Here is a 23,470-nt window from a genome sequence, read left to right as displayed (position 1 = left end):
TCATCGTCGCTCGAGGCGACCGGCAACGCCGGTATTCTTGACGCGTGGGTATACAACGGGACGTCAGGCTTGGGCTCAAGCTGGTCAGGGACGTCTCGGCGTCGCGTAAGGCGCAGCGTCTGCTGAACGGGCGGCTGTCGACGCGTGAGCCATTGCCCCGGCAGCATTTCAAGATCGCCGTGTACTTCGCCGATGGCGGCGTCAACCTCTACCAGATGCGCCAGTGGTACAAGCCGCTGGCCAAGCTTGCCGAAACCTGGCCGGTGCTCGTGCTCAGCCGGAGCGGGGCAGGCGCGCTCCCGCTGATCGAGGAGTCGCCGGTGCCGGTTGCCTACGTGCGCCGGGTCGCCGACCTCGAGCGGGTCCTGGCGGAGCAGGACATCCGGATCGTGTTCTATGTGAACCAGAATCCGCGCAACTTCCAGATGATGCGCTACGGGCGCCGCTGGCACGTCTTCATCAATCACGGTGAGAGCGACAAGATGTACATGGTCACCAACCAGATCAAGGCCTATGACTACGCCTTCGTCGCCGGTGACGCCGCCCTCGCCCGCCTCGACAAGGTGCTCTGGGACTACGACTTCGACAAGCGGGCGATCAAGATCGGGCGCCCTCAGGCCGACTACTACTCCGGGACGACCCCCTACCTCGCCGACGAGCGCCAGGTCATCCTCTACGCCCCGACCTGGGAAGGAGACCGGCCGGCCGCCGCCTACGGCTCCATCGCCACCCACGGTGTCGCCCTCGTGACGGCCCTTCTGAAATCAGGCCGCCACCGGGTGATCTACCGGCCGCATCCCCGCAGCGGCGTGGTCGACGCCGAGTACGGCGCCGCCAACAAGGCCATCATCGCCGCCATCGCCGCGGCCAACGCCCGGGATGCGTCCGCCCGGCACATCTACGACGCCAGCCCTGACCTCGGGTGGCAGCTCTCGGCCGCGGATGTCGCGATCGTCGACATTTCCGCGATGGTCTATGACCGCCTGGCCTCGGGCAAGGCCTTGATGGTCACGCGCCCGGTTGATCCGGCCGCCCAGATCGACACCAGCGGCTACCTCTCCGACTGCGAGTGGCTGCAGGACGACCGGGCCGGGAATATCCTCGACGTGCTTGACGACCTCACACACGACAGTGAGGCCCAGGACCGGCTCTCGGTCTGGGTCGAGCGCTACTTCGGCGACACCGGACCCGGGGTGGCCACCGATCGATTCCACGCCGCCGTGGCCCACCTGATGCAAGAGTGGGAACGGTGCGACGCCGCCCACCCGCAGGCCGTGCGCATCGAGACGACGAACCCGACCGTCGAGGGGCCGGCGCTCGAAACCACGGACGTCGAGCCGCTTTAGTCCACGCTCCCGGGGGCCTGCGGATCCGGCGTGGGGGGCATCCGTCGACGCCCCATGCGCCCGGTGAGGCCGGCCAACGGGATGCGGGCCAGGCCGGGGATGCGGCGAGGCGAGGTGGTGCGGTCGACGATCTCCCGCACCCTGGGGTCGAGTTCCGGGCGGAAGCCGAACGGGGGCTGGCCGAAAGCCAGGCGCGAGGAATGCACGACCCGCTTGCCCAGGATGTGGTTGCCGGCACCCCCGATGATGGCCCCTACGCCGAACGGCAGGGCCTTGCCGATCACGCTGGCGCCCCCCTTCGCGGCGAACTGCCGGATGAAGGAGCTCTGCAGCCGGTCGGTGAGCGGACCCATGATGGCCCGGGGGATGCTGGTCGTGACGAGTTCGCCCCAGTAGGCGGTGCGCGGGGCTCCGGCTCCGGATGCCTGGCCGGCCAGCTGACGCACGAGATCGGATCCTTCCCGGCCGAGCATCATGGTCATGACGAGGGCGCGTGCCCGGTCGGGATCGTCGACGGCGATTCCGTGCACCTCGCTCACGGATTGGGTGAACAGCGCGGTGGCCTCGAGGAACCCGGCCGTCTCGACTCCGGACAGGGCCAGCGTGACGCCCGTCCCGACGCCCGGGATCACGGCGGTCGCACCGACGGCAGCACCCCCGGTGGTGACGGCGGCAAGGTAGCGTCGCTCGAGGATCTGGATGATCTCCACCGGCGACGCGTGGGGTGAGCGACGCCGAACCGAACGGATGTGCGCCAGAACGGCGGGACGGTGGATCGCCATCACACGGTCGAAGCCGGTGATGATTCCCGACGGCAGCTGGCCGCCTTTCGGCATGCCGCCCGTCTCAGAGATCAGTGGTTGTGGCTTTCTGGCCATCAGAGTGCCCTCCTTCGGTCTCGCGTCGAGTTTACGTGCCCAGCCTGCGCCTCTGGCGAAAAACACGGTCCGCGCCTATACACAGAGAATGCCCGAGCCGAAGTCAGAAGCATCCCGCATCCTCGGTGTCCGTCTGCGTCACCGGCGCCGCCAGCTGTCCCTCAACCAGGAAGCAGTCGCGCATCTGGCCGGCCTCAACGTGTCCAATTACGCCAGGATCGACCGCGGCACCGGCAACCCCACCTTCCATACCCTGATTCGGCTCGCCTCGGTGCTCGGCATGGAGCCGGGCGATCTGGTCACCGGGTTCAACGCCGATCACCTGCCGCCCAGCGGAAACGGTGTGCCGGCAACGGATGTCGCAGCCGGCCGTTTGGGTTAGGCCGGTTTGATCCCGTATTGCGAGTTGTAGAGCGCCAGAACCTCGGCGATGGGAGCGTCCAGGACCAGCGCGCCCTTGTCGAGGTAGAGGCCGCGGGTGCAGAACCGCTTCAGGTCCCGCTCGTTGTGGGACACGAAGAACAGGGTTCGCCCGCCGGCGAGCAGTTCCTCGATGCGGCGGTAGCACTTCTCCCGAAACGCCTTGTCACCGACGGCGAGCACCTCGTCGACGAGCAGGATGGGCTCTTCGAGCCGCGAGATCACGGCGAACGCGATGCGCACCTTCATCCCGCTGGAGAGATGCTTGTAGGGGGTCTCGACGAACTCGGCGATCTCCGCGAATTCGATGATCTCGTCGAAGCGCTCGGCGATCTGCTTCTTGGTCATGCCGTGCAGACCCGCGGTCAGATAGACGTTCTCGCGCACGGTGAGGTCGTCGACGAACCCACCCGTGATCTCGATCAGGGGAGCGACGCCCTCGGCTACGCGCACGGTACCCTCGTCCGGCAGGACGACGCCGGTGACCAGCTTCAACAGGGTCGATTTGCCTTGGCCGTTGCGCCCGACCACTCCGATGGCCTCGCCGGGCTGCACGGTGAACGCCACGTTCCGCAGGGCCCAGAACTCGCCGGGACGGATGCGACGCCGTCGCGCCGAGAACATGTCCTTGAACGAACGTCGGCCGCGTCGGTTGCGGCGGAAACGGATGCCGACGCCCGACAGGGTGATCACCGGTGCCGGCATCAGATCTCCTTCAAGACCGCGCGCTCGGTGCGCGTGAAGACAATCAGGCCGATCCCGAGGAAGAGCAACGACATCAGCGCGCTGATCAGAACGAGGGTCCAATCGAGCTGCTCGGGGAAGAACGCGGCCCGGTACAGATTGAACAATCCGCTGAGCGGGTTGAAGCCGGCCCAGAACTGCAGTTCCGTGGGCAGGTCCGCGGTGCCGTAGATGATCGGGGAGGCGTAGAACAGGAAGCGAAGGATGAGCTTCACCGCCCGCTCCAGGTCGCGGAAGAAGACCACGAGAGGAGCGACGATCAGCCCGATCCCCGCGGTCAGGATGGTCTGGATCAGGATCGCAAGGGGGAAGAGCACCACCCACCCGCTCAGCTCGGCGCCGGCGACAGTCGCGAACAGCAACAGCACCGGGATGGAGGCCACGAACTCGATGCCCTTGGACAACACGAGCCGGTTCACCCAGATCGTTCGGGGGATGCGCGTGGACCGAATCAGCTTCGCCTCGCGCAGGAACGCGCGGGTGCAATCGGACACGGTGCCGTTGAACCACATCCACGGCAGCAGCGCCGAGAGCAGAAAGACGATGTACGGTTCGTGGCCGACGGTGCGCTGGAAAACCTGGGTGAAGACGAACCAGTAGATCCCCGCCATCACCAGCGGGTCGAGGATCGACCAGAAGTAGCCGAGCAGCGACGTCGAGTAGCGCACCCGAAGGTCCCGCTGTGTGAGCAACCAGAGGGAATGCCGATACCGGGCGAACGATGTGCGCTGCTCAGGGCGCACTTCCGCGTAACTACTCACGCGCTCTATCGTAGGGGCGCAACACGCGCCCTACGAAAGGCACCGCTAGACGAAGAGGTTAGCCCGCTCGAGATCTTCGGCGAAGTCGACCTCGACCGCGTAGAAATCGGAGATGTCGAGAGGTTCGACCAGAAGGTTGTTCTTCTCGATCGCGAGCTCGATGCCGCGTTCGAAGTAGTCCTGGTCAGCAACCTTGGTGAGGTGGTGCAGCAGCACGGCCTTGTACGAGCTGGAAATGTAGTTGATGCCCACGGCCTCACCGAGGCCGCCCGTGACGGTCTTGGAGAGTTCCTTGATGTAGCCCTCGGCGCTGGTCGTGTACTTGACCTCTTCGTCGGACACCTTGGAGGTGTTCACGGTCACGAAGGACTGGTCACGGGCGACCATTGCCGCGGCGCGGTCGAGGATGGCCGGGTCGAAGACGACGTCGCCGTTCATCCACAGAACGCCGCCGGTGGTGGATGCCTGAAGGGCGCGCATCAGGCTCTTCGACGTGTTGGTCTGGTCATACTCTTCGTTATAAACAAAGGATGCCTGCGGAAAGGCCTCGATGATGTGCTCGAGCTTGTAACCGACGACGATGGTGACCTTCGCCTTCTTGCCGAAGGCGTGGGCAATGTTGTCGAACTGCTGCTGCATGATCGTTCGACCGTCGTTGAGCTCTGTGAGCGGCTTCGGCAGCGAACGGCCCAGTCTGCTGCCCATGCCCGCTGCCAAAATGACTACCTGGGTGGTCACGATTGTCTCCTCAAAAAGAATTCGAGTGAACGAGAAAACTCGTGTTCGTACCGAGTTTGTCTAAGGTTCACTTCTAAGTTCATGTATAGACACACCGTTATGCCAACTCCAGAGTACCCTACGGCTTCCAAAGGAGGGAAGGGGCGCAACCCTTCCGTGTCGTTTTCGTGACCCTCTGGCCGTGGCCGGACCCCGAAGAAATGTGTGCGCGGATGACCCCCGACCTCTGCGATGTCAGACGGTCCTTGGTAGGTTAGCGAGGTGACTCCCGAGCCCCCGAAATCAGAGCCCGACAAGAAGCTGGCGGCTGCGACCGCGCCAGAATCCGCAGAAAAACAGGCATCGGCACCGGCCGAGGTGCGCACAGCGCCGGTGCGTAAGGCCCCGGTCCGCAAGCCGTCGGCTCGCCCCGCGGCTACCCCCCGAACGACCACAGCCCGAACAACCGCACCGCGTAAGCCCGCTGCCACACCGACGCCCACGAAGACGCCGGTTGTCACGCCGGACGGCGAAGCAACTGCACCGACGAAAAGCGCCGGTACGTCGAAGTCCGTTCCGGCCGGCGCGACCGCGGCCCGGGCAACGGCTGCGCGCACAGCCACAGCGAAGTCGGATTCCACCGCCAAGACCGGCGCGGCCCGGGCGACCGCGGCGAAGGCCAGTGCGGCCCGTGCTGCGGCGAAGCGCGCGGCGGCCCTTGCCGCTGCCGCGGCGGCGCTCACTCCGGTCGCCCCCGAACCCACGGCAGTCCCTGCCGATCCGGTGTCTCCTGCTCCGGCGCCGCCGGAGAACGAGATTCCGCTCGTTCCGGAGGCAGGCGCTCCGTCCCTCCCCACAGTGGACGCCCCGGTCGGGCCGGAGATCGACGTGACCGTGGCGGCAGAGCCGGTCGAAAGTGACGCGGCCGTCGAGGCTGACGCGGCCGTCGAGTCCGACGAGAACGTCGAGTCCGACGAGAACGTCGGGTCTGGCGAGAGTGTCGAGCCTGTCCAGTCAGACGAGCCTGACGAAGCGGACGAGCCTGTCCAGTCAGACGAGCCTGACGAAGCGGACGAGCCTGACGAGTCGGACGAGTATGTCGCATCCGTCGCCGAGGTGTCGGCGAAACGTCCCGCGGGGAAACGCGTGCCGCGCAAGCGCACCCCGGTGCCGGTGGCGGCGACGCCGGATCCGGAGGCGCCCGTGGTTCTCTCCGTCAGCGGACTGCAGAAGAGCTTCGGACATACCGTGGCGGTCTCGGGGATCGACCTCGAGGTTCGCGCCGGATCGTTCTTCGGGATCGTCGGGCCGAACGGTGCCGGCAAGACCACGACGCTCTCCATGGTCACGGGGCTGCTCCGGCCGGACGCCGGCAGCGTCACTGTGAACGGAATCGACGTCTGGGGCAGCCCCATGTCGGCCAAACGCGTCATCGGGGTTCTGCCCGACCGTCTGCGGCTCTTCGACCGCCTGACCGGCGCCCAGCTGCTCTACTACTCCGGTGTGCTTCGCGGCCTCGACGATGTCACGGTGCGCCAGCGGTCGGCCGACCTGGCCACCGCCTTCGGCCTGGAGGACGCGCTCAACCGTCTTGTGGCCGACTATTCCGCCGGTATGACGAAGAAGATCGCGCTTGCCTGCGCCATGATCCACTCACCCCGCCTGCTCGTGCTCGATGAGCCGTTCGAGTCCGTCGACCCGGTTTCCGCCGTCAACGTCACGGAGATCCTGCAGAAATACGTCGCCAGCGGCGGAACCGTGGTGCTGTCCAGCCACGGTATGGACCTGATCCAGCGCGTCTGCGACCATGTGGCCATCATTGTGCAGGGCGCCGTGCTGGCGTCCGGCACCATCGACGAGGTCAGAGGCGAGAAGACGCTCGAGGAGCGGTTCATCGAGCTGGCCGGGGGACGCAAAGTGGCGGAGGGCATGGAGTGGTTGCACAGTTTCTCGGACTGAAGGTCCGCCTGCTCGCCAATCTGTTCCGGCGCAGTCCTTGGCAGGTCGTCGGCATCATCGTCGGCCTGCTCTACGGGCTCGCTCTCGCTGTCGGCCTCTTCGTCGTGCTCGTGGGGCTGCGTTTCACGGGTGACGTGGTGGCCGTGCGCGACGGCGTCATCGTCGCCGGGTCGCTGGTCGTACTCGGTTTCGCGCTGTTCCCGCTCGTGTTCGGGATCGACGACAGCATGGACCCGCGCAAATTCGCGACCATGGGCATCCCGACCCGGCGGTTATCTCTCGGTCTGGCGTTGTCTTCGCTGATCGGCGTGCCGGCGCTCGTCCTGACGGTCGTCCTGGTCGGCACCGTTGTGACCTGGTCCAGGGGGGTGGGGGAGACACTGTTCGCCCTCGTCGCCGGCGCACTATTGCTGGCCACGTGCATGCTGGTGTCGCGGGTGAGCACATCCGTGGCGGCATTCCTGCTGGCGACGCGTCGGTCGCGGGAATTCACCGGCATCATCGGGGTGCTGCTGCTGGTCATGATCGCTCCCGTCGTGCTGCTGGCGCTCAACTTCGACTGGGACCGGTACGGGCTCGATCTGATCGGCGGGGTGGCGGCGATTCTGGGCTGGACCCCCCTCGGGGCAGCCTGGGCCGCGCCCGGGGACGCGTCGACCGGTCTCTGGGGAGAGGCCGTGCTGAAGCTGCTCCTCGCCACGGTCACGACCTACCTGTTGTGGCTGGCGTGGCAGGCGCTGGTGGCACGGATGCTCGTCACACCCGGTCGCGAGGCCCAGGTGCGCCACTACGGCGGGCTGGGATGGTTCGACAGCCTGCCGCACACCCCGATGGGCGCGATCGCCGCCCGCAGCCTCACCTACTGGCGCCGGGACTCGCGCTATTGGATGTCGGTCCTCATCATCCCGGTCATCCCCGTGATCGTGATCCTGCCGCTGTCCTTCGCTGGGGTTCCGATCAGCTATCTGGCGCTGCTCCCGGTGCCGCTGATGAGCGTGTTCCTGGGCTGGACCCTGCACAACGACGTCGCCCTGGACCACACCGCCGTGTGGTTGCACGTGGCCTCCGGCACCCGGGGCTTCGCGGACCGGATCGGTCGGCTGGTTCCGGCTCTCTTCGTCGGGATCCCCATGATCGCGGCCGGCTCAGCCATCAGCGTGTCGGTGTACGGCGACTGGGCGGTGATGCCGGCGATCCTGGGGGTGAGCACCAGCATCCTTCTGACCGGGCTTGGTTTCTCGAGCTATTCGTCGGCCCGCTTCCCGTACCCGGCCAGCAAGCCGGGGGACAGCCCCTTCGTGCAGCCGCAGGCATCGGACACGGCCGCGGCTCTGATTCAATCCCTGACCTTCGCGGGGTCCATCATCCTGTCCCTCCCGGCGCTTGTGTGCGGCATTCTGGGCGTGTTCGTGGACCCGGTCTGGAACATCCCGGCGCTCGCCCTCGGCGTCGGTGTGGGCCTGTTCACCCTCGTCGTCGGGGTGTGGCTGGGCTCGCGCGCGTTCGAGCGGCGCGGTCCGGAGATGATCTCCTCGGCCGTCCGCGCCTAGGGAAGCCGACGCTGGCGCGGCATCCCCAGCGGCCGGCATGCGCAGCCAGTGCGCCCGTTCCGCCGGTCACTCTCGACCGGAACGGGCACTCTCGGTGCCGGGACCAGGCCGGCCTGCCCATCCGGGCACGGGTTGTTTTAGACTGGGAGCATGACTGAAAATTTTCGCGTGAGCATCGCAGAGCCCGGCAACCCGGGCGCAGGCGGCGGCACGTCTACGCTCGACCGCGAGCTCGAGGAGCTCATCAACCAGGAGCAGATCGAGCCGGGCGACCACGAGCGTTTCTCGCACTACGTGCCCAAGGACAAGATTCTCGAATCGGCCATCTCCGGCAAGCCCGTGCGCGCCCTCTGCGGCAAGAAGTGGCTGCCCGGACGCGACCCGGAGAAGTTCCCGGTCTGCCCGAGCTGCAAGGCCATCTACGAGAAGATGAAGGCCTGACCGACCGGGTGTTCACGACCGGGTGATCACGGCCGGTACAGGGTCGGAATCACGGGATCGCCGCGGCCGAGACGGAACGCCTCGATCGGCAGTTCCTGCATGACGGATGCATGGTGCGCGCGGGCGAGGGACGTGCCGGCGGCTCCGAGGTAGCGCTCGTCGATCACGCCGTCGGTGATCAGTGGCACGAGCAGCACCCGGTCCCTGCCCTCGGCCTCAACCGGCAGGGCGGCATCGGCGGGATCCTCGCCGATCAGGATGACCTCCGCGCGGGCGATCCCCGCGGCGTCGAGACGGCGCACGGATCGCTTGCGGCCGCCGACCGAGACCTTCGCAGCCGAGGTCTTGGCGACCGACACCCACTCCCCGGCATCATCGCGGTGGGCGACCAGTTTGTAGACCATGCCCGCGGCGGGTGAGCCTGACCCGGTCACGACCGAGGTGCCAACGCCGAAGGCGTCCACAGGCGAGGCGGACAGCGCGGCGATGGAGAACTCGTCAAGGTCGCTGGTGACCGTGATGTGAGTGTTGACAGCGCCGAGGGAGTCGAGCTGGGCGCGGGCTTCGGCGACCATTGTGGGCAGGTCTCCGGAGTCGATCCGGATCGAGCCGAGGTCGGGGCCGGCCACCGTGACGGCCAGGTCGATGCCCTTCACGACGTCGAAGGTGTCGACGAGGAGGGTGGTCGACGGACCGAAGGCGGCGACCTGGGCGCGGAAGGCATCTTCCTCGCTGTCGTGAAGGAGGGTGAAGGAGTGCGCGGCCGTGCCCATAGTCGGGACACCCCAGCTGCGGCCGGCCTCGAGGTTGCTGGTGGAGGCGAACCCGGCGATGTAGGCGGCGCGGGCGGCGGCGACCCCGGAGTACTCGCCCGTGCGGCGCGAACCCATTTCGGCGAGCGGGCGGCCCAGGCTGACCGACACCATCCGTGCGGCCGCACTGGCGACGGAGCTGTCGTAGTTGAGAACACTGAGAATGAGTGTCTCGAGAATCACGCACTCGGCGAAGGTGCCGTCGACCGTGAACAGGGGGGAGCCGGGGAAGTATGCCTCGCCCTCCTGGTAGCCCCAGATGGTGCCTCGGAACGCGTAATCGGCGAGCCAGTCGAGGGTGGGCTCTCGGACCACGTTGTTGTCCCGGAGCCAGGTGAGTTCGGCGTCCGTGAACCGGAAGGCGCGGATCAGTTCGAGCAGGCGCCCGGTGCCGGCCACGATGCCATAACGACGCCCGGAGGGCAGGCGGCGGGCGAAGGCCTCGAACTGGCACTCCCGGCCCGCGGTTCCGCTCTGGATCGCGGCGTCCACCATGGTGAGTTCGTACCGGTCGGTGCGGAATGCTGAAGATTCGGTCACCGTCGAAGCCTATCCGGCCTGGTCGGTGCGCATTCGTGCCTGGGCCGAGGCACCGGGCCTACAGTGCCCCGAAGGCGACGATGCAGTTCTGGCCGCCGAAGCCGAAGGCGTTGGCCAGGGCGAACTTCACCGGCTTCTCCCGGGCGACCTTCGGCACGTAGTCGAGGGTGCAGTCCGGATCGGGGGTCGTGTAGTTGATGGTGGGCGGGATGATGCCGGTGCGGACCGACAGGGCGCAGAGCAGTCCGGAGAGGGCGCCGGCGGCGCCGATCATGTGGCCGGTCATCGACTTGGGGGCGGTGACGGCGATGGAGTCGGCGGCGTGCCCGAGTGCCTGGCGGATCGCCGAGGTCTCCGCCCGGTCGTTGGCCTGGGTGGACGTGCCGTGGGCGCAGATCATGTCGATGTCGCTCGGGTTGAGTTTCGACTTGATCAGGGCGCGGGTCATGGCCAGGCTCGCGAACTTGCCGGTGGGTTCGGGCGCGACGATGCTGTGGCCGTCGCTGGTCAGGGCGCCGCCCAGCACCTCGGCGTAGATCTGGGCGCCGCGGGCTCGGGCGTGGGAGAGGAGCTCCATCACGAAGACGACCGCACCCTCGCCGAAGACGAGGCCGTTGCGGTCGGCATCGAAGGGGCGGCTGGCCTCCGCCGGGGAGTCGTTGTTCGTGGACGCCGCGTGCATGGCGTTCAGGCCGGCGAACATGACGGGTGTGATCGCGGCCTCCACGCCGCCGGCGATCACGACGTCCGCGTCGCCCATCATGAGCATGGTTCGCGCTTCGAGGAGGGCGTACGCGCCGCTGGCGCAGGCCAGGGCGCTCGCGTTGACCGGCCCATGGATGCCGAGGTCGATGGCAACCTCGCAGGCAGCCATGTTCAGCAGGGCGGAGGGCACGAAGCGCGGCGGGATACGGCGGGAGTCGCCGGAGTTGACCAGCTCGGTGGCCTCCTGGATCTCCGCGAACCCGCTGACGGCGCTATTGACGACGACCGCCGTGTCGATGCCTTCCATGGAGGTGCCGAAGCCGGCATCCGCCACTGCCTCGCGGGCGGCGGCGATGGCGAGCTGGGAGGACCGGGACGCGCGCTTGACCTGCTTCACGGTCATCCGCTCGGCCGGAACGAAGTTCTTCACTTCAGCTGCGATCTGCGTCGGCAGGCCGGTGGGGTCGAAGTGGGTGATCCGCGCGACGCCGCTGCGGCCGCTGGTGAGACCAGACCACGTATCGCGCCAATTGTTGCCCAGGGGGGTCAGAGCGCCCAAACCGGTGATTACGACTCGATCATTCACGGTGATCATCTCCTCAAACGACGCATGTGACGAAAACTTCGGTGCGGCATCCGTCGGTTGGCGGTGGCCATATTCCGAGTGTAGTTACGGCCATATTCCCCGATGGGAACGTGCTGGAGCCCCGAAGCGGAGCCTGAGAATATGCCTTCAATCTCCCTGTTCGGGGGTCGAACGCGTCTTGTGCCGGTGCCACCTCCGACGTACACGGGTGGGGGTCAGGGATTCCGACTAAGCTCGAACGTCGTGACGGATGCACCGATTGGAATCTTCGATTCCGGAGTGGGCGGCCTGACTGTCGCCCGGGCGATCAAGGATCAGCTGCCCAACGAATCGATCCTCTATATCGGAGATACCGCGCATTCTCCGTATGGCCCGAAGAAGATCGCGGATGTGCGTGGCTTCGCCCTTGACGTGCTCGACGACCTGGTCGCCCAGGACGTGAAAATGCTGGTCATCGCCTGTAACACCGCGTCGGCCGCGATGCTCCGCGATGCCCGTGAACGCTACAGCGTTCCTGTGGTCGAGGTCATCCAGCCCGCCGTGCGGAGCGCCGTGCGCACCACCCGCAACAAGCGCGTCGGCGTGATCGGGACCCTCGGTACCGTCAAGTCGCGCGCCTATGAGGACGCATTCGCCGCGGCCACCGACATCACGCTGCTGACCCAGGCCTGCCCGCGGTTCGTCGAGTTCGTCGAAGCGGGAATCACCACGGGCGACGAACTACTCTCGGTTGCCGAGGGCTACCTCGCCCCGCTGCGCGCAGCGGAGGTCGACACGCTCGTGCTCGGCTGCACGCACTATCCGTTCCTGCGCGGTGCCATCTCCTATGTGATGGGGGATACCGTGACTCTCGTCTCCAGCGATACCGAGACGGCCAACGACGTGTACCGGCTGCTGGTCAGTCAGGGTCTGGAACGCACTGAGAAGGCGCCGCCCAGCTACCGCTACGAGGCGACCGGCGACAGCGCCGACGATTTTCTGCACCTGGCCCACCGACTGATCGGCCCGGAAATCGGCCGCGTCGACCTGGTAGAGACCGGGTCCTACAACTTGAGCGAGCTTGCCGAGTTCGCCGCATCGCATCCCAACCTCAAGGAGACCCCGTGACCGACACCGTGCGCGTAGACGGACGAACGAACGACCAGCTGCGCCCCGTCACGATCGAGCGCGGGTGGAGTGACCAGGCCGAGGGGTCGGCCCTGATCTCGTTCGGACGCACCAAGGTACTCTGCACGGCCTCGTTCACCAACGGTGTGCCGCGCTGGATGGCCGGCAAGGGCAAGGGCTGGGTCACGGCCGAGTACTCCATGCTGCCGCGCTCGACCAACTCCCGGATGGACCGCGAATCGGTCAAGGGCCGCATCGGCGGACGCACCCACGAGATCAGCCGGCTGGTCGGTCGCAGCCTGCGCGCCGTGGTCGACATGAAGGCCCTCGGCGAGAACACCATCGTGATCGACTGCGATGTGCTGCAGGCCGACGGCGGAACCCGCACCGCGGCGATCACGGGCGCCTACGTCGCCCTCGCCGACGCCCTGGAGTGGGGCCGGGAGAAGAAGTTCCTCAGCCAGAAGGCCCAGCCGCTGACCGACAGCGTCGCGGCCATCTCCGTGGGCATCGTAGGCGGCAAGCCCATGCTCGACCTGGCTTACACGGAGGACTCACGCGCCGAAACCGACATGAACGTGGTCGTCACCGGCCGCGGACTCTTCGTGGAGGTGCAGGGCACGGCCGAGGCCGCGCCGTTCGACCGCACGGAACTCAACTCGCTGCTCGACCTGGCCCTGGCCGGGACGATTTCCCTGACCGAGTTCCAGAACACGTCGCTGGGGCGCTAGAGCCATGCAGGTCGTTCTCGCCACCCACAATCAGCACAAGGTGCAGGAGCTGCGCCGCATTCTCGCGCCGCGGTTGCCCGATCTCGAGGTGCTGGCGTACGACGGCCCGGAGCCGGTCGAGGACGGCGTCACGTTCGCTGAGAACGCGCTGATCAAGGCCCGGGCCGCTGCGGCGCACACCGGCCTGCCGGCCATCGCCGATGACTCCGGCATCTGCGTGGACGTGCTCGGCGGTTCACCCGGAATCTTTTCCGCCCGCTGGGCCGGGCCCGCCCGGGACTCCGACCAGAACCTGCAGCTGCTGCTCTGGCAGCTGGGCGACGTGTCCGCGGAGCACCGTGGCGGGCACTTCACCTGCGTTGCCGCCCTCGCCATGCCCGACGGCACCGAATGGCACGTCACCGGGGAATGGCCAGGCCAAATCCTGACCGAGCCCAGCGGCGACGGAGGCTTCGGCTATGACCCGATCTTCCTGCCCGACGGCTACGCGATCTCGGCGGCCGAGCTGACCCCGAACGTGAAGAATGAGCACAGCCACCGGGCGAGGGCCTTCGGCAAGCTGATTCCGGTGCTGGAGACGCTGCTGGACGCCTGACCGGCGCATCCGCCCGGCTTGGTGAGAACGGCATTCATTCCCAACTGGCGGCTGAACTGGCGGTCGGGTGCCCACGGCCATACCGTGGAGGCATGGGCCACGACCACGCGCACACCTCAAAGACGAACCGCGCGCGCCTGTCGGCGGCGATCGCCATCGTCGCCGTGGTGCTCGTGGTACAGATCGTCGGGGCCTGGCTCACCGGATCGCTGGCCCTGCTGGCGGACGCCGGGCACATGTTCTCCGACCTCGCGGGCCTGGTCATCGCACTCACGGCCACCGTCGTCGCCGCCCGGCCCGCCACAGACCGACAGACCTTCGGCTACCAGCGGGCCGAGGTATTCGGCGCACTGCTGAACGGCCTCATCCTGCTGGCGGTGGCCGTGGCCGTCGTGATCGGCGCCGTCAGGCGCCTTGTCGACGCCGGCGGCACCGAGGTGCGGGCAACGCCCATGCTGGTCGTCGCCGTGGTCGGCCTTCTGGCCAACGTGGCGGCGCTGCTCCTGCTGCGGCCCGCGGCAGGGTCGTCGATCAACATGCGCGGTGCCTACCTCGAGGTGCTGGGGGACACCCTGGGATCGGTGGCAGTCATCGTGGCGGCCGGGGTCATCCTGCTCACCGGTTTCATGCAGGCGGATGCGATCGCGTCGCTGGTCATCGCCGGCATGATCGCGCCGCGCGCCTTCGTGCTGCTGCGGGATGTGATGCGCGTGCTGAGCGAATCGGTGCCCGCCGACACGGATGTCGCTGAGATCCGGCGGCACCTGCTGGACACTCCGGGCGTGGTGGCGGTGCACGATGTGCACGTCTGGATGATCACCTCCGGCGCCCACGTCTTCAGCGCCCACATCGTGGTCGAGCCGGCCGTGCTCAGTTCAGGAGGATCCGGTGCGCTGCTCGACGCCCTGTCCGGCTGCCTGGCCGAGCACTTCGACGTAGACCACTCCACGTTTCAGCTCGAACCGGCCGAACACGCCGAGCACGAGGAGAACCCGCACCGTTAGTCGTGCTTGTGCTCGTCGTGTTTGTGGTCGTGGGTCTGCTCGAAGGCGTCGGAATCGAGCACGAGGCTACCCGTGGCGGTGGCCGGCGTCGCGGAGGATGCGGTGGTCGCATCCCGACGGGCCTTGGACGCGGCCTGCAGATAGTGGATGACGGTGGGGATGAGGGTGATGACGACCGCACCGATCAGGATGATGTCGATGTAGTTCTGCACGAAGTCCGCGACGGGCGGGATATAGCCGAGGAAGAATCCGAAATAGGTGAGTCCGGCACCCCAGAGCAGTGCCCCGATCAGGTTGTACAGCGAGTACTTGCGGTAGTCCATGTGACCGACTCCCGCGGCGACCGGGGCGAAGGTGCGCACGATCGGCACGAAGCGCGCGACGATCACGGCGACGCCGCCGAACCGCACGAAGAACGCGTTGGTGCGTTCCACGTTCTTGATGCTGAAGAGCCCCGATTCCTTGCGTTCGAACACCTTGGGCCCGAACCTGTGCCCGATCAGGTAGCCGACTTCACCGCCGAGGAACGCCGCGAAGCCGATGGCGAGGGCCACCCACCAGATGTCGATCTGGATCACTCCCGCGAAGGTGAGCAGGCCGGTGATCACCAGCAGCGTGTCGCCGGGGAGCAGGAAGCCGACCAGCAGGCCGGTCTCGGCGAAAACGATGGCGCACACACCCAGGAGGGCCCAGGGTCCGAAGCCGTTGATCAGGACTTCCGGGTCGAGCCAGGGGATGACGGCAGTAGGAACCAGGCTGGTGTGGATCACGAAGAAACTCCTGTGGGCGACGGTCAGATCGGCCGGGCGGCGGGATCACTGTGTGCTCAGGTACAGGCTAGCCCGCTTTGCCGTCAGGAAGCCGTGCGCGATCAGGCCGCGGGGTCGTCGAGGACGGCGCCCCGGGCATCCCGGCGGTTCTGAGCACGGTCGGCGATCCAGGTGCGCACGCCGAACACGATCGAGGCGGTGATGAAGACACCGGCGATCACATAGGCGGCGCTCTTCACTCCCGGGATGGCGGCCGCGTAGTACCCGGTCAGGGTGAGGCCCACACCCCAGGCCAGGGCTCCGACCAGATTGCTGGTCAGGAACTTGTAGTAGTTCATGCGGCCGACGCCCGCGATGACCGGCACGAACACCCGGCCCCAGGGCATGAACCGGGCCACGACCACCGACCACCAGCCGTATTTGTGATAAAAAGTCTCCGTCTTGGCGATGGCCGCCCGTGTGCGGCGCCCGCCATGGCGGTCCAGGTAGGAGCGACCGTAGTGGCGGCCGAGCAGGAATCCGACCTGGTCGCCCAGGAATGCGGCGATACCGGTGCCGACGGCCAAAACGGCGATACTCAGATTCGGGGTCGACGCGGCCACCAGACCGGAGCCGAAGAGCAGCGAATCGCCCGTGATGAACGGAATGAACACCCCGAGGAACACCGCCGTTCCGGCGAAGACCAGCGCCCAGACAAGCAGGTAGAAGACCACGACGCCGGTGTTGGCCAGCAGGTCGCTCAGTTGGCCGTCCAGGGCCGACATATTTCTCATGTGCGGGAGAGGGGACTTGAACCCCCACGCTCGAAAGCACAGGAACCTAAATCCTGCGTGTCTGCCAATTTCACCACTCCCGCGAAGTGCGCCCCCAGTCTACTTCGTGAGCCTGCCCTGCTCGGGAGTACGCAGGTCAGTCGGAGGACGCGGCCCCGAGCAGCGCCGCCGTGAACGCGGACGTCTGCGCCCGGAGGGCCGTGACGACGGCCGCGACCGCAGGTTGGTGCAGGGACTCCTGCCGGAGAACCATCCAGTACTGCAAACGTTCCTGGAACTGCTCCGGCAACAGACGCACCAGGTCCGGATGCTGATCGCCCATGAAGCAGGGCAGGAATCCGATTCCCGCTCCGGCCCGGGTGGCTTCGACGTGCACGAACACGTTGGTCGAGCTGATCGAAGCCTGCATCGACGGAACGAGGCGCCTGGGCGCATCCAGATCATCGACCAGCAGCATCGCGTCGACGAAATAGACCAGCGGATGCTGCGTCAGCTCGGCCACGGTCGTTGGTGTGCCGTGCTCGGCGAGGTAGTCGCGCGAGGCGTACATGCCCAGCAGGTAGTAGCCCAGCCGGAACGATTCGGCCCGGTGAGTCTGAGGCTCGCCCACCACCACCTCGATATCCAGACCCGAGCGGTGCTGCAGGGCCCGGCGGGTCACCGTCACGATCTCGACGCGGAGGGACGGATGCGTGCGCTGCAGGCCCGCGATGGCGGGGGCGGCGATGTAGGCGCTGAAGCCATCCGTCGCGGACATGCGAACGACGCCGGACAGCTGATGCGGCTCGCCCGTCGGTCCGTTCAGAATGGCGATCGCGGATTCGACGTTCTCGGCGGCGTTGAAGGCACGTTTGCCCAGCTCGGTCAGCTCCCAGCCGCCGATCGTGCGGGAGAGCACACGCCCGTCGAGCGCCTTCTCCAGGGCGGTGATGCGGCGGGACACGGTGGTGTGATTCACGCCCAGGCTGTCGGCGGCCGTGGTGAACCGGCCGGTGCGGGCGACGGCGAGGAGGATGAGCAGGTCGTCCGGGTTGGGCAGGGACGCGGAGGCAGACTCGAAGCTCATATCTGCAAGTATGCACACTGCATGTGTCAAAGTGGTTATTGATGCAGAACTGACTGGCGGGAATACTCGGGGGAGCCGTGCTGGGCCGTCAAGGTCCATCCGCCATCCACCACGACGTGTCAGAGACGACACCGAAGGAGACAGACATGAGCGTCAATTCGCGCGTCGAGGCCGGTTCCGGAGGAACCACCTCGAACAGCGGTAACGAGAAGTCCGGCCTGAAGAAGATTGTTGCCGCCTCCATGGTGGGAACGGTCGTCGAGTGGTACGAATTCTTCCTCTACGCCACGGCCGCGAGCCTGGTGTTCGGGACGGTGTTCTTCCCCAACGCCGGCAGCGAGCTGGACGGCATCCTCGCCGCCTTCCTGACCTACGCGGTCGGTTTCCTCGCCCGACCGTTGGGCGGCATCGTGTTCGGCCAGATCGGCGACCGCCTGGGCCGCAAGCACACCCTCCAGGTCACAATCATTCTCGTCGGCGTGGCCACCTTCCTGATGGGGTGCCTGCCCGGCTTCGACACCATCGGCTACTGGGCGCCGGCGCTGCTGATCGGGCTTCGTTTCATCCAGGGTTTCGCCGTGGGCGGTGAGTGGGGCGGCGCCGTGCTGCTCGTCGCCGAGCACAGCCCCGACAAGTCCCGTGGGTTCTGGTCGAGCTGGCCCCAGGCCGCCGTTCCGGTCGGCAACCTGCTCGCCACCCTCGTTCTGCTGACCATGTCCTGGATCCTGCCGGCCGAGCAGTTCATGAGTTGGGGCTGGCGCGTCGCGTTCTGGCTGTCCGCCGTGATCGTGGTCATCGGCTACTACATCCGCACGCACGTCAACGAAGCACCGATCTTCCTTGAGGCTCGCGCCCAGGTCGAGGCCGAACAGGCCATCAGCTACGGGGTCACGGAAGTCATCCGCAAGTACCCGCGCGGGATCCTCAGCGCCATGGGCCTGCGGTTCGCCGAGAATATCCTGTACTACATCATCGTGAGCTTCTCGATCGTCTATCTGGTCACGGTGCACGCGTATGACACCAGCCAGCTCCTGTTCGCACTGCTGCTGGCCCACGTCGTGCACTTCCTCGTGATCCCGCAGGTCGGCCGGCTCTCCGACCGTTTCGGACGCAGGCCCGTGTACCTGGCCGGAGCGATCCTCGGCGCGACCTGGGCGCTGTTCGCCTTCCCGCTGTTCGACACGCAGAACCCCGTGCTGATCATCCTGGCCATCACCCTCGGCCTGTGCTTCCACGCGCTGATGTATGCGGGTCAGCCCGCGATCATGGCCGAGCTGTTCCCCACCCGGATGCGCTACTCCGGCGTCTCCCTGGGCTACCAGGTGACGTCGATCCTGGCCGGCTCAATGGCGCCCATCATCGCCGTCGCCCTGCTCAAGGAATACAACTCCTGGGTGCCGGTCGCGCTGTACCTCGCAGGCGCCTGTGCGATCACCGTCGTGGCTGTGCTCACGCTCAAGGAAACCAGGGGGATCTCGCTGCGTGAGGTCGACGCCGTCGATGCGCGCAAGCACGGCCTGGCGCCGGCTACGCCCGTTCGCTGAGTGCCGCGCGCCGGCTTCACTCCCTCGGGCATGACACACAAAGGAAACCGTAATGACTGATGCATCCGTGGCCGCTTCCATCGCAGGATGGGAGCGGCCCCGGCCGCTCTCCGGCCGAACCGCCCTGGTCACCGGGGGTGGGAGCGGCATCGGGGCCGCCGTCGTGCGTTCGCTCGCGGCCCGTGGCGCCCACGTCATCGTCGCGGACATCCACCGCTCGTCAGCGGACGAACTCGCCGATGAGGTCGGCGGCTCCAGCTGGATAGTCGACCTGGCGAACCCGCTCGCGCTGACCGACGAGGTGCTGCAGAAGGCCTGTGCGGGGGTGGACATCCTCGTCAATAACGCGGGCATCCAACGGATCAACCCGATCCAGGACTTCGCCCCGGCCGACTTCCGGCTCATCCTCGCCCTGATGCTGGAGGCACCGTTCCTGTTGACCCGGGCGGTGCTGCCGCACATGTACGCCTCCGGCTTCGGGCGCGTGATCAACGTCACCTCGGTGCACGGTATCCGGGCATCGCCGTTCAAGAGCGCCTATGTCGCCGCCAAGCACGGCCTCGAGGGGCTGTCGAAGGTCACCGCACTGGAGGGCGGGGAGCACGGGGTGACCAGTAACTGTGTCAGCCCCGGGTATGTTCGAACGCCCCTGGTGGAGAAGCAGATCGCCGACCAGGCGCTGGTGCACGGCATCCCCGAATCGGAGGTGCTCAGCAAGATCATGCTGACCGAGAGCGCCATCAAACGCCTGGTCGAACCGGATGAGGTCGGGTCGCTCGTCGCCTGGCTGGCCGGGACCGAGGCTGCCATGGTCACCGGCGCCAGCTACACGATGGACGGCGGCTGGTCGGCCCGCTGAGCCGGGCGCTGCTCCGCTGCCTGCGCTGCCTGCCCTGCCTGCGCTGCTCGCCCTCAGGACGTGCCTCCGTGCATAACTCCTGCAAATGCTGTGCGGCGGCGCTGCCGCGGCCCGGAATTCCGGGTGTATCCGGCCGGCCCTGAAGATTTTGCAGGAGTTATGCCCACGGTGTTGGCGCGAGGAGAGGCTCGGGCGTCGCGGCGGGTGGGAACGGCGTCGGGCGGGAAACGTCGGCAGGCTGTGGATAAGTCGGGCGTGGCCGGCGGGGCATGGGCGAGTATGCAGGAATGAGCGAAGCCGTACGCATCATCACCGAGCAGGTTCGCACCCGGGTGCGCCGTGACGGCGTCGACCTCTCCTCGAGCAACGGGCTCACCGAGCAGTACGTGCGCGACGAGGTGCAGCGCTACGCCGAGCGGGCGCTCGGCAACTCCTTGCCGCTGATCGCCGACGAGCGCCAGGCGGCCCGCGAGGTCGTGGCCTCGCTGACGGGGTTCGGGGCGCTGCAACCGTTCCTCGACGATCCCGGCATCGAGGAGATCTGGATCAACGCCCCTACCCGCGTATTCATCGCCCGCGACGGAGTGCCCGAGCTGACCACGATGGTGCTCACCGAGCGGGAGGTGCGCGACCTGGTCGAACGGATGCTGCAGGCATCCGGCCGCCGCGTCGACCTCTCGTCCCCGTTCGTCGACGCCTCTCTGCCCGACGGGTCGAGGCTGCACGTGGTCATTCCCGACATCACCCGCCGGCACTGGGCGGTGAACATCCGCAAGTTCACCCGGCGCATCCGTGACCTGAACCAGCTGGTCGGGCTCGGATCGCTCACGCAGCAGTCGTCCGAGTTTCTGCGGATGTGTGTGCTGGCCGGGCAGAACATCCTGGTCTCGGGGGCCACGCAGACCGGCAAGACCACCATGCTCAACGCCCTGCTCTCGGCCACGCGCACGACTGAGCGCATCGTGACGGTGGAGGAGACCTTCGAGCTCGACCTCGCCGCGCGCGATGTCGTGGCGATGCAGTGCCGTCAGCCCAGCCTCGAGGGCACCGGGGAGATCACCCTGCGCCGCCTGATCAAGGAGTCGCTGCGGATGCGCCCCGACCGGCTGATCGTCGGCGAGGTGCGCGAGGCCGAGAGTCTCGACCTGCTCATCGCCCTGAACAGCGGGCTGCCGGGCATGTGCTCGATCCATGCGAACAGTGCGCGTGATGCGCTCGGCAAACTGTCCACGCTGCCCCTGCTCGCCGGCCGCAACATCGACTCGTCTTTCGTTCTGCCGACCGTGGCCGGCTGTATCGACATCGTCGTGCACTGCGAGATCGACCGGCACGGGCGGCGCCGGGTGACGGAGATCCTCGCACCGAGCGGTCAGCTGTCGGGCGCGTTGATCGAGGCCAGCCCGATCTTCCTGGCGCGGAACGGCGTGCTCGAGCCCACCGGGGGCTACCCGACGAAGCTGGCCAAATTCCACGCCGCCGGACTCGACCCGGCCATCGTGCTGCGGGCGGGGGCCGCATGACGCTCGCCCTGGGGGGACTGCTCGGCGCTGGCCTGTTGCTGCTCGCCGCACCGTTCCTGTGGCCGCGCCAGACCGGGCCCGCCCGCATGCGTACCCCGGGGCGGTGGCGCACGGTCCTGGCCCAGGCCGGGCTCGGAAACCTGCCGCTGCCGGCCTTCGTCGCCCTGTCCCTGGTTCTGGCGCTCGCCGCGTCGGCGCTCAGCCACGCCCTTCTCGGTATCGCGGCGCTGTCGCTGGTCGCGGCGCTGGCCGGCCTGGCGCTGCCCGCACTGATGGTGGTCTGGCGGGCGCGCGCCAGGCGGCGGGCGAACCGCGCCGTCTGGCCCGACGTCGTCGACCACCTGGTCTCGGCGGTGCGGTCGGGACTGGCGCTGCCCGACAGCGTGGGCAGCCTGGCCGGGGCCGGTCCGCTGTCGACGCGGCCCGCGTTCGCCGAGTTCGCCCGGGATTATCAGGCCACCGGCAACTTCAGCTCCGCTGTCGACGGGCTCAAGGCGTCGCTGGCCGATCCCGTCGCCGACCGCATCCTCGAAACGCTGCGCATGGCGAGGGAGGTGGGCGGCAGCGATCTCACCGCCGTGCTGCGCAGCCTGGCGGCCTGGATCCGTCAGGATGCCGCGATCCGGTCGGAGGTGGAAGCCCGGCAATCCTGGATCGTCAACGCGGCCCGGCTGGGCGTGGCCGCGCCCTGGATCGTGCTGTTGCTCCTGGCCTCCCGGCCGGAGGCAGCCGTGGCATACAACACCTCCGCCGGGGTGGTCGTGATCGTCGGCGGCCTGGGGGTCTCCGTGGTCGCCTACCGGGTGATGGTGGCTCTGGGGCGGCTGCCCGAGGAACGCCGGTGGTTCCGGTGAGTGCCGCGCAGGCCTGGGCGCTGTTCTTGGGCACGGCACTCGGCGTCGGTCTCTGGTCGCTCGCCAGCCTCGTGCCTCGGCTGAGCCGCCCCCGCCTCGCGCAAAGGCTCGCGCCGTACATCCAGGACGTGTCGGCGGAGGCGCGGCTGTTCGTGGGGCGCACGACGGTGCATCCGTTGCCGGTGCTCGGCACCCTGTTCGCCCCCGTGTTCGGTGCCCTGAAACGCGCGTTCGGCGCGGTTCTCGGCGGGTCGGAGTCGATCGAGCGGAGACTGCGGCAGTCGGGGTCGGACCGCAGCACCGATGAATTCCGGTCGGAGCAGGTGGTCTGGGCTCTCGTGGGTCTTGCCGCCGGTGCCGGGGCGATCGTGGCTCTGCCGACGTTCCGGTCGCTGCCGCTGCCCGTGCAGGTCTTCCTGCCCGTGGTCGCCGGGGCGGGCGGCGCACTGACCCGCGACTGGATGCTCAGCCGCGCTGCCACCGCGCGACTGGCCCGCATGCAGAGCGAGTTTCCGACCGTGCTCGAGTTCATGACGCTGTCGTTGTCGGCGGGGGAGGGCATTCTGGACGCCCTCGGCCGCGTCTCTCGCACGAGCATGGGCGAGTTGGCGAAGGAGTTGGCGGGCGTGGTGGCGGATGTGCGCACCGGAGTGCCGCTCGCGGTCGCCCTGCATGAACTGTCGCGGCAGATCGCATTGCCCTCGGTGACGCGGCTGGTCGACCAGGTCACCGGTGCCCTCGACCGCGGAACCCCGCTCGCTGAGGTGCTGCGCGCCCAGGCGCAGGACGCCCGGGACGAGGCCAGGAGGGGGTTGATCGAGGTGGCCGGCAAGAAGGAGGTGGCCATGCTCGTGCCGCTGGTGTTCCTGATACTGCCGATGACGATTCTGTTCGCGATCTTCCCCGGCCTGTTCATCCTGCAGAGCGGTTTCTGACCCGATTGCCGACGAGAACCCCATGAAAGTCGAACCCGCCCCGAACCCACGAAAAGAATGAGGAGCAATCATGACGACATTGAGACGGCGATTCCAGGACTGGTCGGGCGACGAGCGCGGTGACGTGCCGGGTTGGGTGCTGATCACCCTGATGACCGCCGGCCTGGTCATCATCATCTGGGGGCTCGCCGGACCCGCCCTGAGCGGTGTGTTCCAACAGGCGATCGACCGGGTCAGCGGGATCTGACCGGGC

General features: G+C 67.5%; 24 protein-coding genes and 1 tRNA gene. 15 read left to right on the top strand and 10 right to left on the bottom strand.

Annotated elements, in window-relative coordinates; all coding sequences use genetic code 11:
* Positions 1–44: 44 nt before the first annotated feature.
* On the top strand, positions 45–1,346 hold the full coding sequence (locus E3T49_RS11235; RefSeq protein ID WP_174722416.1) for a hypothetical protein: 1,302 nt from the start codon (positions 45–47) through the stop codon (positions 1,344–1,346).
* Here the strand turns inward: E3T49_RS11235 and E3T49_RS11230 are convergent.
* Complete coding sequence (locus E3T49_RS11230) at positions 1,343–2,224, bottom strand: hypothetical protein (RefSeq protein WP_420898545.1); 882 nt, start codon at positions 2,222–2,224, stop codon at positions 1,343–1,345. The two genes, E3T49_RS11235 and E3T49_RS11230, sit on opposite strands and share 4 nt — an antisense overlap.
* Positions 2,225–2,312: 88 nt before the next feature.
* Between E3T49_RS11230 and E3T49_RS16195 the strand changes: the two genes are divergently transcribed.
* On the top strand, positions 2,313–2,606 hold the full coding sequence (locus tag E3T49_RS16195; RefSeq protein ID WP_166785529.1) for a helix-turn-helix domain-containing protein: 294 nt from the start codon (positions 2,313–2,315) through the stop codon (positions 2,604–2,606).
* Here the strand turns inward: E3T49_RS16195 and E3T49_RS11220 are convergent.
* From E3T49_RS11220 to E3T49_RS11210, 3 genes are read right to left on the bottom strand one after another with little or no spacing between them, the layout of a single operon-like run.
* Positions 2,603–3,349: an ABC transporter ATP-binding protein gene (locus E3T49_RS11220; RefSeq protein WP_134424986.1), complete on the bottom strand. Its 747-nt coding sequence runs from the start codon at positions 3,347–3,349 to the stop codon at positions 2,603–2,605. The genes E3T49_RS16195 and E3T49_RS11220 overlap by 4 nt on opposite strands.
* Positions 3,349–4,149: an ABC transporter permease gene (locus E3T49_RS11215; protein WP_241972779.1), complete on the bottom strand. Its 801-nt coding sequence runs from the start codon at positions 4,147–4,149 to the stop codon at positions 3,349–3,351. The genes E3T49_RS11220 and E3T49_RS11215 overlap by 1 nt, the downstream gene beginning before the upstream one ends.
* 45 nt (positions 4,150–4,194) lie before the next feature.
* Positions 4,195–4,887: a phosphocholine cytidylyltransferase family protein gene (locus tag E3T49_RS11210; protein ID WP_134424985.1), complete on the bottom strand. Its 693-nt coding sequence runs from the start codon at positions 4,885–4,887 to the stop codon at positions 4,195–4,197.
* Between the two features lie 261 nt (positions 4,888–5,148).
* Between E3T49_RS11210 and E3T49_RS16615 the strand changes: the two genes are divergently transcribed.
* From E3T49_RS16615 to E3T49_RS11195, 3 genes are all read left to right on the top strand, one after another.
* Complete coding sequence (locus tag E3T49_RS16615; RefSeq protein WP_241972778.1) at positions 5,149–6,825, top strand: ATP-binding cassette domain-containing protein; 1,677 nt, start codon at positions 5,149–5,151, stop codon at positions 6,823–6,825.
* Positions 6,801–8,375 carry a hypothetical protein gene (locus E3T49_RS11200; RefSeq protein ID WP_241972777.1) on the top strand — a complete coding sequence of 525 codons (1,575 nt, stop codon included), beginning with the start codon at positions 6,801–6,803 and terminating at the stop codon, positions 8,373–8,375. Before E3T49_RS16615 ends, E3T49_RS11200 begins: the two co-directional genes overlap by 25 nt.
* Positions 8,376–8,525: 150 nt before the next feature.
* Positions 8,526–8,816, top strand: coding sequence for a DUF3039 domain-containing protein (locus E3T49_RS11195; protein ID WP_134424984.1), 291 nt, complete (start codon positions 8,526–8,528; stop codon positions 8,814–8,816).
* 26 nt (positions 8,817–8,842) lie between these two features.
* Here the strand turns inward: E3T49_RS11195 and E3T49_RS11190 are convergent, their stop codons facing one another.
* Together E3T49_RS11190 and E3T49_RS11185 are read right to left on the bottom strand one after the other, a co-directional pair.
* Positions 8,843–10,168 (bottom strand): nicotinate phosphoribosyltransferase, encoded by a 1,326-nt coding sequence (locus E3T49_RS11190; RefSeq protein ID WP_134424983.1) that lies wholly within the window; start codon positions 10,166–10,168, stop codon positions 8,843–8,845.
* Between the two features lie 58 nt (positions 10,169–10,226).
* Positions 10,227–11,459, bottom strand: a complete 1,233-nt coding sequence (locus tag E3T49_RS11185) for a beta-ketoacyl-[acyl-carrier-protein] synthase family protein (RefSeq protein ID WP_198414247.1) — start codon at positions 11,457–11,459, stop codon at positions 10,227–10,229.
* A gap of 243 nt (positions 11,460–11,702) precedes the next feature.
* Here E3T49_RS11185 and murI point away from each other — a divergent pair, with 243 nt between their 5' ends.
* The 4 genes from murI to E3T49_RS11165 all read left to right on the top strand — a co-directional run bounded on the left by murI (position 11,703) and on the right by E3T49_RS11165 (position 14,896).
* Positions 11,703–12,566: a glutamate racemase gene (gene murI, locus E3T49_RS11180; RefSeq protein ID WP_134424981.1), complete on the top strand. Its 864-nt coding sequence runs from the start codon at positions 11,703–11,705 to the stop codon at positions 12,564–12,566.
* Entirely contained in the window at positions 12,563–13,297 is a 735-nt protein-coding gene (gene rph, locus E3T49_RS11175) for a ribonuclease PH (RefSeq protein WP_134424980.1), read from the top strand. The genes murI and rph overlap by 4 nt, the downstream gene beginning before the upstream one ends.
* 4 nt (positions 13,298–13,301) lie before the next feature.
* Positions 13,302–13,892, top strand: coding sequence for an RdgB/HAM1 family non-canonical purine NTP pyrophosphatase (gene rdgB / locus E3T49_RS11170; RefSeq protein WP_134424979.1), 591 nt, complete (start codon positions 13,302–13,304; stop codon positions 13,890–13,892).
* 92 nt (positions 13,893–13,984) lie between these two features.
* Positions 13,985–14,896, top strand: a complete 912-nt coding sequence (locus tag E3T49_RS11165) for a cation diffusion facilitator family transporter (protein ID WP_134424978.1) — start codon at positions 13,985–13,987, stop codon at positions 14,894–14,896.
* Here the strand turns inward: E3T49_RS11165 and E3T49_RS11160 are convergent.
* From E3T49_RS11160 to E3T49_RS11145, 4 genes are all read right to left on the bottom strand, one after another.
* A complete protein-coding gene (locus E3T49_RS11160; RefSeq protein WP_420898544.1) occupies positions 14,893–15,666 on the bottom strand; it encodes a DedA family protein in 774 nt (257 codons plus the stop codon). The two genes, E3T49_RS11165 and E3T49_RS11160, sit on opposite strands and share 4 nt — an antisense overlap.
* Positions 15,667–15,767: 101 nt before the next feature.
* Positions 15,768–16,439, bottom strand: a complete 672-nt coding sequence (locus E3T49_RS11155; RefSeq protein WP_241972776.1) for a DedA family protein — start codon at positions 16,437–16,439, stop codon at positions 15,768–15,770.
* 1 nt (position 16,440) lies between these two features.
* Positions 16,441–16,522 (bottom strand) — tRNA-Leu (locus tag E3T49_RS11150).
* 53 nt (positions 16,523–16,575) lie between these two features.
* Positions 16,576–17,505, bottom strand: a complete 930-nt coding sequence (locus tag E3T49_RS11145; protein WP_134424977.1) for a LysR family transcriptional regulator — start codon at positions 17,503–17,505, stop codon at positions 16,576–16,578.
* A 146-nt stretch (positions 17,506–17,651) separates the two neighbouring features.
* Here E3T49_RS11145 and E3T49_RS11140 point away from each other — a divergent pair, with 146 nt between their 5' ends.
* From E3T49_RS11140 to E3T49_RS16190, 6 genes are all read left to right on the top strand, one after another.
* Positions 17,652–19,049, top strand: coding sequence for an MFS transporter (locus E3T49_RS11140; protein WP_134424976.1), 1,398 nt, complete (start codon positions 17,652–17,654; stop codon positions 19,047–19,049).
* A 52-nt stretch (positions 19,050–19,101) separates the two neighbouring features.
* On the top strand, positions 19,102–19,908 hold the full coding sequence (locus E3T49_RS11135) for a 3-hydroxybutyrate dehydrogenase (protein WP_134424975.1): 807 nt from the start codon (positions 19,102–19,104) through the stop codon (positions 19,906–19,908).
* A 287-nt stretch (positions 19,909–20,195) separates the two neighbouring features.
* The gene (locus tag E3T49_RS11130; RefSeq protein WP_134424974.1) at positions 20,196–21,428 is read left to right on the top strand and encodes a TadA family conjugal transfer-associated ATPase; all 1,233 of its coding nucleotides are present in this window, start codon (positions 20,196–20,198) and stop codon (positions 21,426–21,428) included.
* On the top strand, positions 21,425–22,282 hold the full coding sequence (locus E3T49_RS11125) for a type II secretion system F family protein (RefSeq protein WP_134424973.1): 858 nt from the start codon (positions 21,425–21,427) through the stop codon (positions 22,280–22,282). Before E3T49_RS11130 ends, E3T49_RS11125 begins: the two co-directional genes overlap by 4 nt.
* Positions 22,270–23,217, top strand: coding sequence for a type II secretion system F family protein (locus E3T49_RS11120; RefSeq protein WP_241972775.1), 948 nt, complete (start codon positions 22,270–22,272; stop codon positions 23,215–23,217). Before E3T49_RS11125 ends, E3T49_RS11120 begins: the two co-directional genes overlap by 13 nt.
* A 70-nt stretch (positions 23,218–23,287) precedes the next feature.
* A complete protein-coding gene (locus E3T49_RS16190; RefSeq protein ID WP_166785528.1) occupies positions 23,288–23,464 on the top strand; it encodes a hypothetical protein in 177 nt (58 codons plus the stop codon).
* Positions 23,465–23,470 lie beyond the last annotated feature (6 nt).

This window comes from Cryobacterium cryoconiti, from assembly GCF_004403065.1.
Classification (GTDB): Bacteria; Actinomycetota; Actinomycetes; order Actinomycetales; family Microbacteriaceae; genus Cryobacterium; species Cryobacterium cryoconiti.
Note: the sequence above shows the minus strand (reverse complement) of the source record. Positions and strands in the feature narration are given on the sequence as shown.

Coding starts and splice junctions, on each gene's coding strand:
- E3T49_RS11140 (WP_134424976.1), top strand. CDS start 17,652: ATGAGCGTCAATTCGCGCGTCGAGGCCGGTTCCGGAGGAACCACCTCG.
- E3T49_RS11165 (WP_134424978.1), top strand. CDS start 13,985: ATGGGCCACGACCACGCGCACACCTCAAAGACGAACCGCGCGCGCCTG.
- E3T49_RS11125 (WP_134424973.1), top strand. CDS start 21,425: ATGACGCTCGCCCTGGGGGGACTGCTCGGCGCTGGCCTGTTGCTGCTC.
- E3T49_RS16195 (WP_166785529.1), top strand. CDS start 2,313: ATGCCCGAGCCGAAGTCAGAAGCATCCCGCATCCTCGGTGTCCGTCTG.
- E3T49_RS16190 (WP_166785528.1), top strand. CDS start 23,288: ATGACGACATTGAGACGGCGATTCCAGGACTGGTCGGGCGACGAGCGC.
- E3T49_RS11230 (WP_420898545.1), bottom strand. CDS start 2,224: ATGGCCAGAAAGCCACAACCACTGATCTCTGAGACGGGCGGCATGCCG.
- E3T49_RS11135 (WP_134424975.1), top strand. CDS start 19,102: ATGACTGATGCATCCGTGGCCGCTTCCATCGCAGGATGGGAGCGGCCC.
- E3T49_RS11220 (WP_134424986.1), bottom strand. CDS start 3,349: ATGCCGGCACCGGTGATCACCCTGTCGGGCGTCGGCATCCGTTTCCGC.
- rdgB (WP_134424979.1), top strand. CDS start 13,302: ATGCAGGTCGTTCTCGCCACCCACAATCAGCACAAGGTGCAGGAGCTG.
- E3T49_RS11155 (WP_241972776.1), bottom strand. CDS start 16,439: ATGAGAAATATGTCGGCCCTGGACGGCCAACTGAGCGACCTGCTGGCC.
- E3T49_RS11195 (WP_134424984.1), top strand. CDS start 8,526: ATGACTGAAAATTTTCGCGTGAGCATCGCAGAGCCCGGCAACCCGGGC.
- E3T49_RS11145 (WP_134424977.1), bottom strand. CDS start 17,505: ATGAGCTTCGAGTCTGCCTCCGCGTCCCTGCCCAACCCGGACGACCTG.
- E3T49_RS11130 (WP_134424974.1), top strand. CDS start 20,196: ATGAGCGAAGCCGTACGCATCATCACCGAGCAGGTTCGCACCCGGGTG.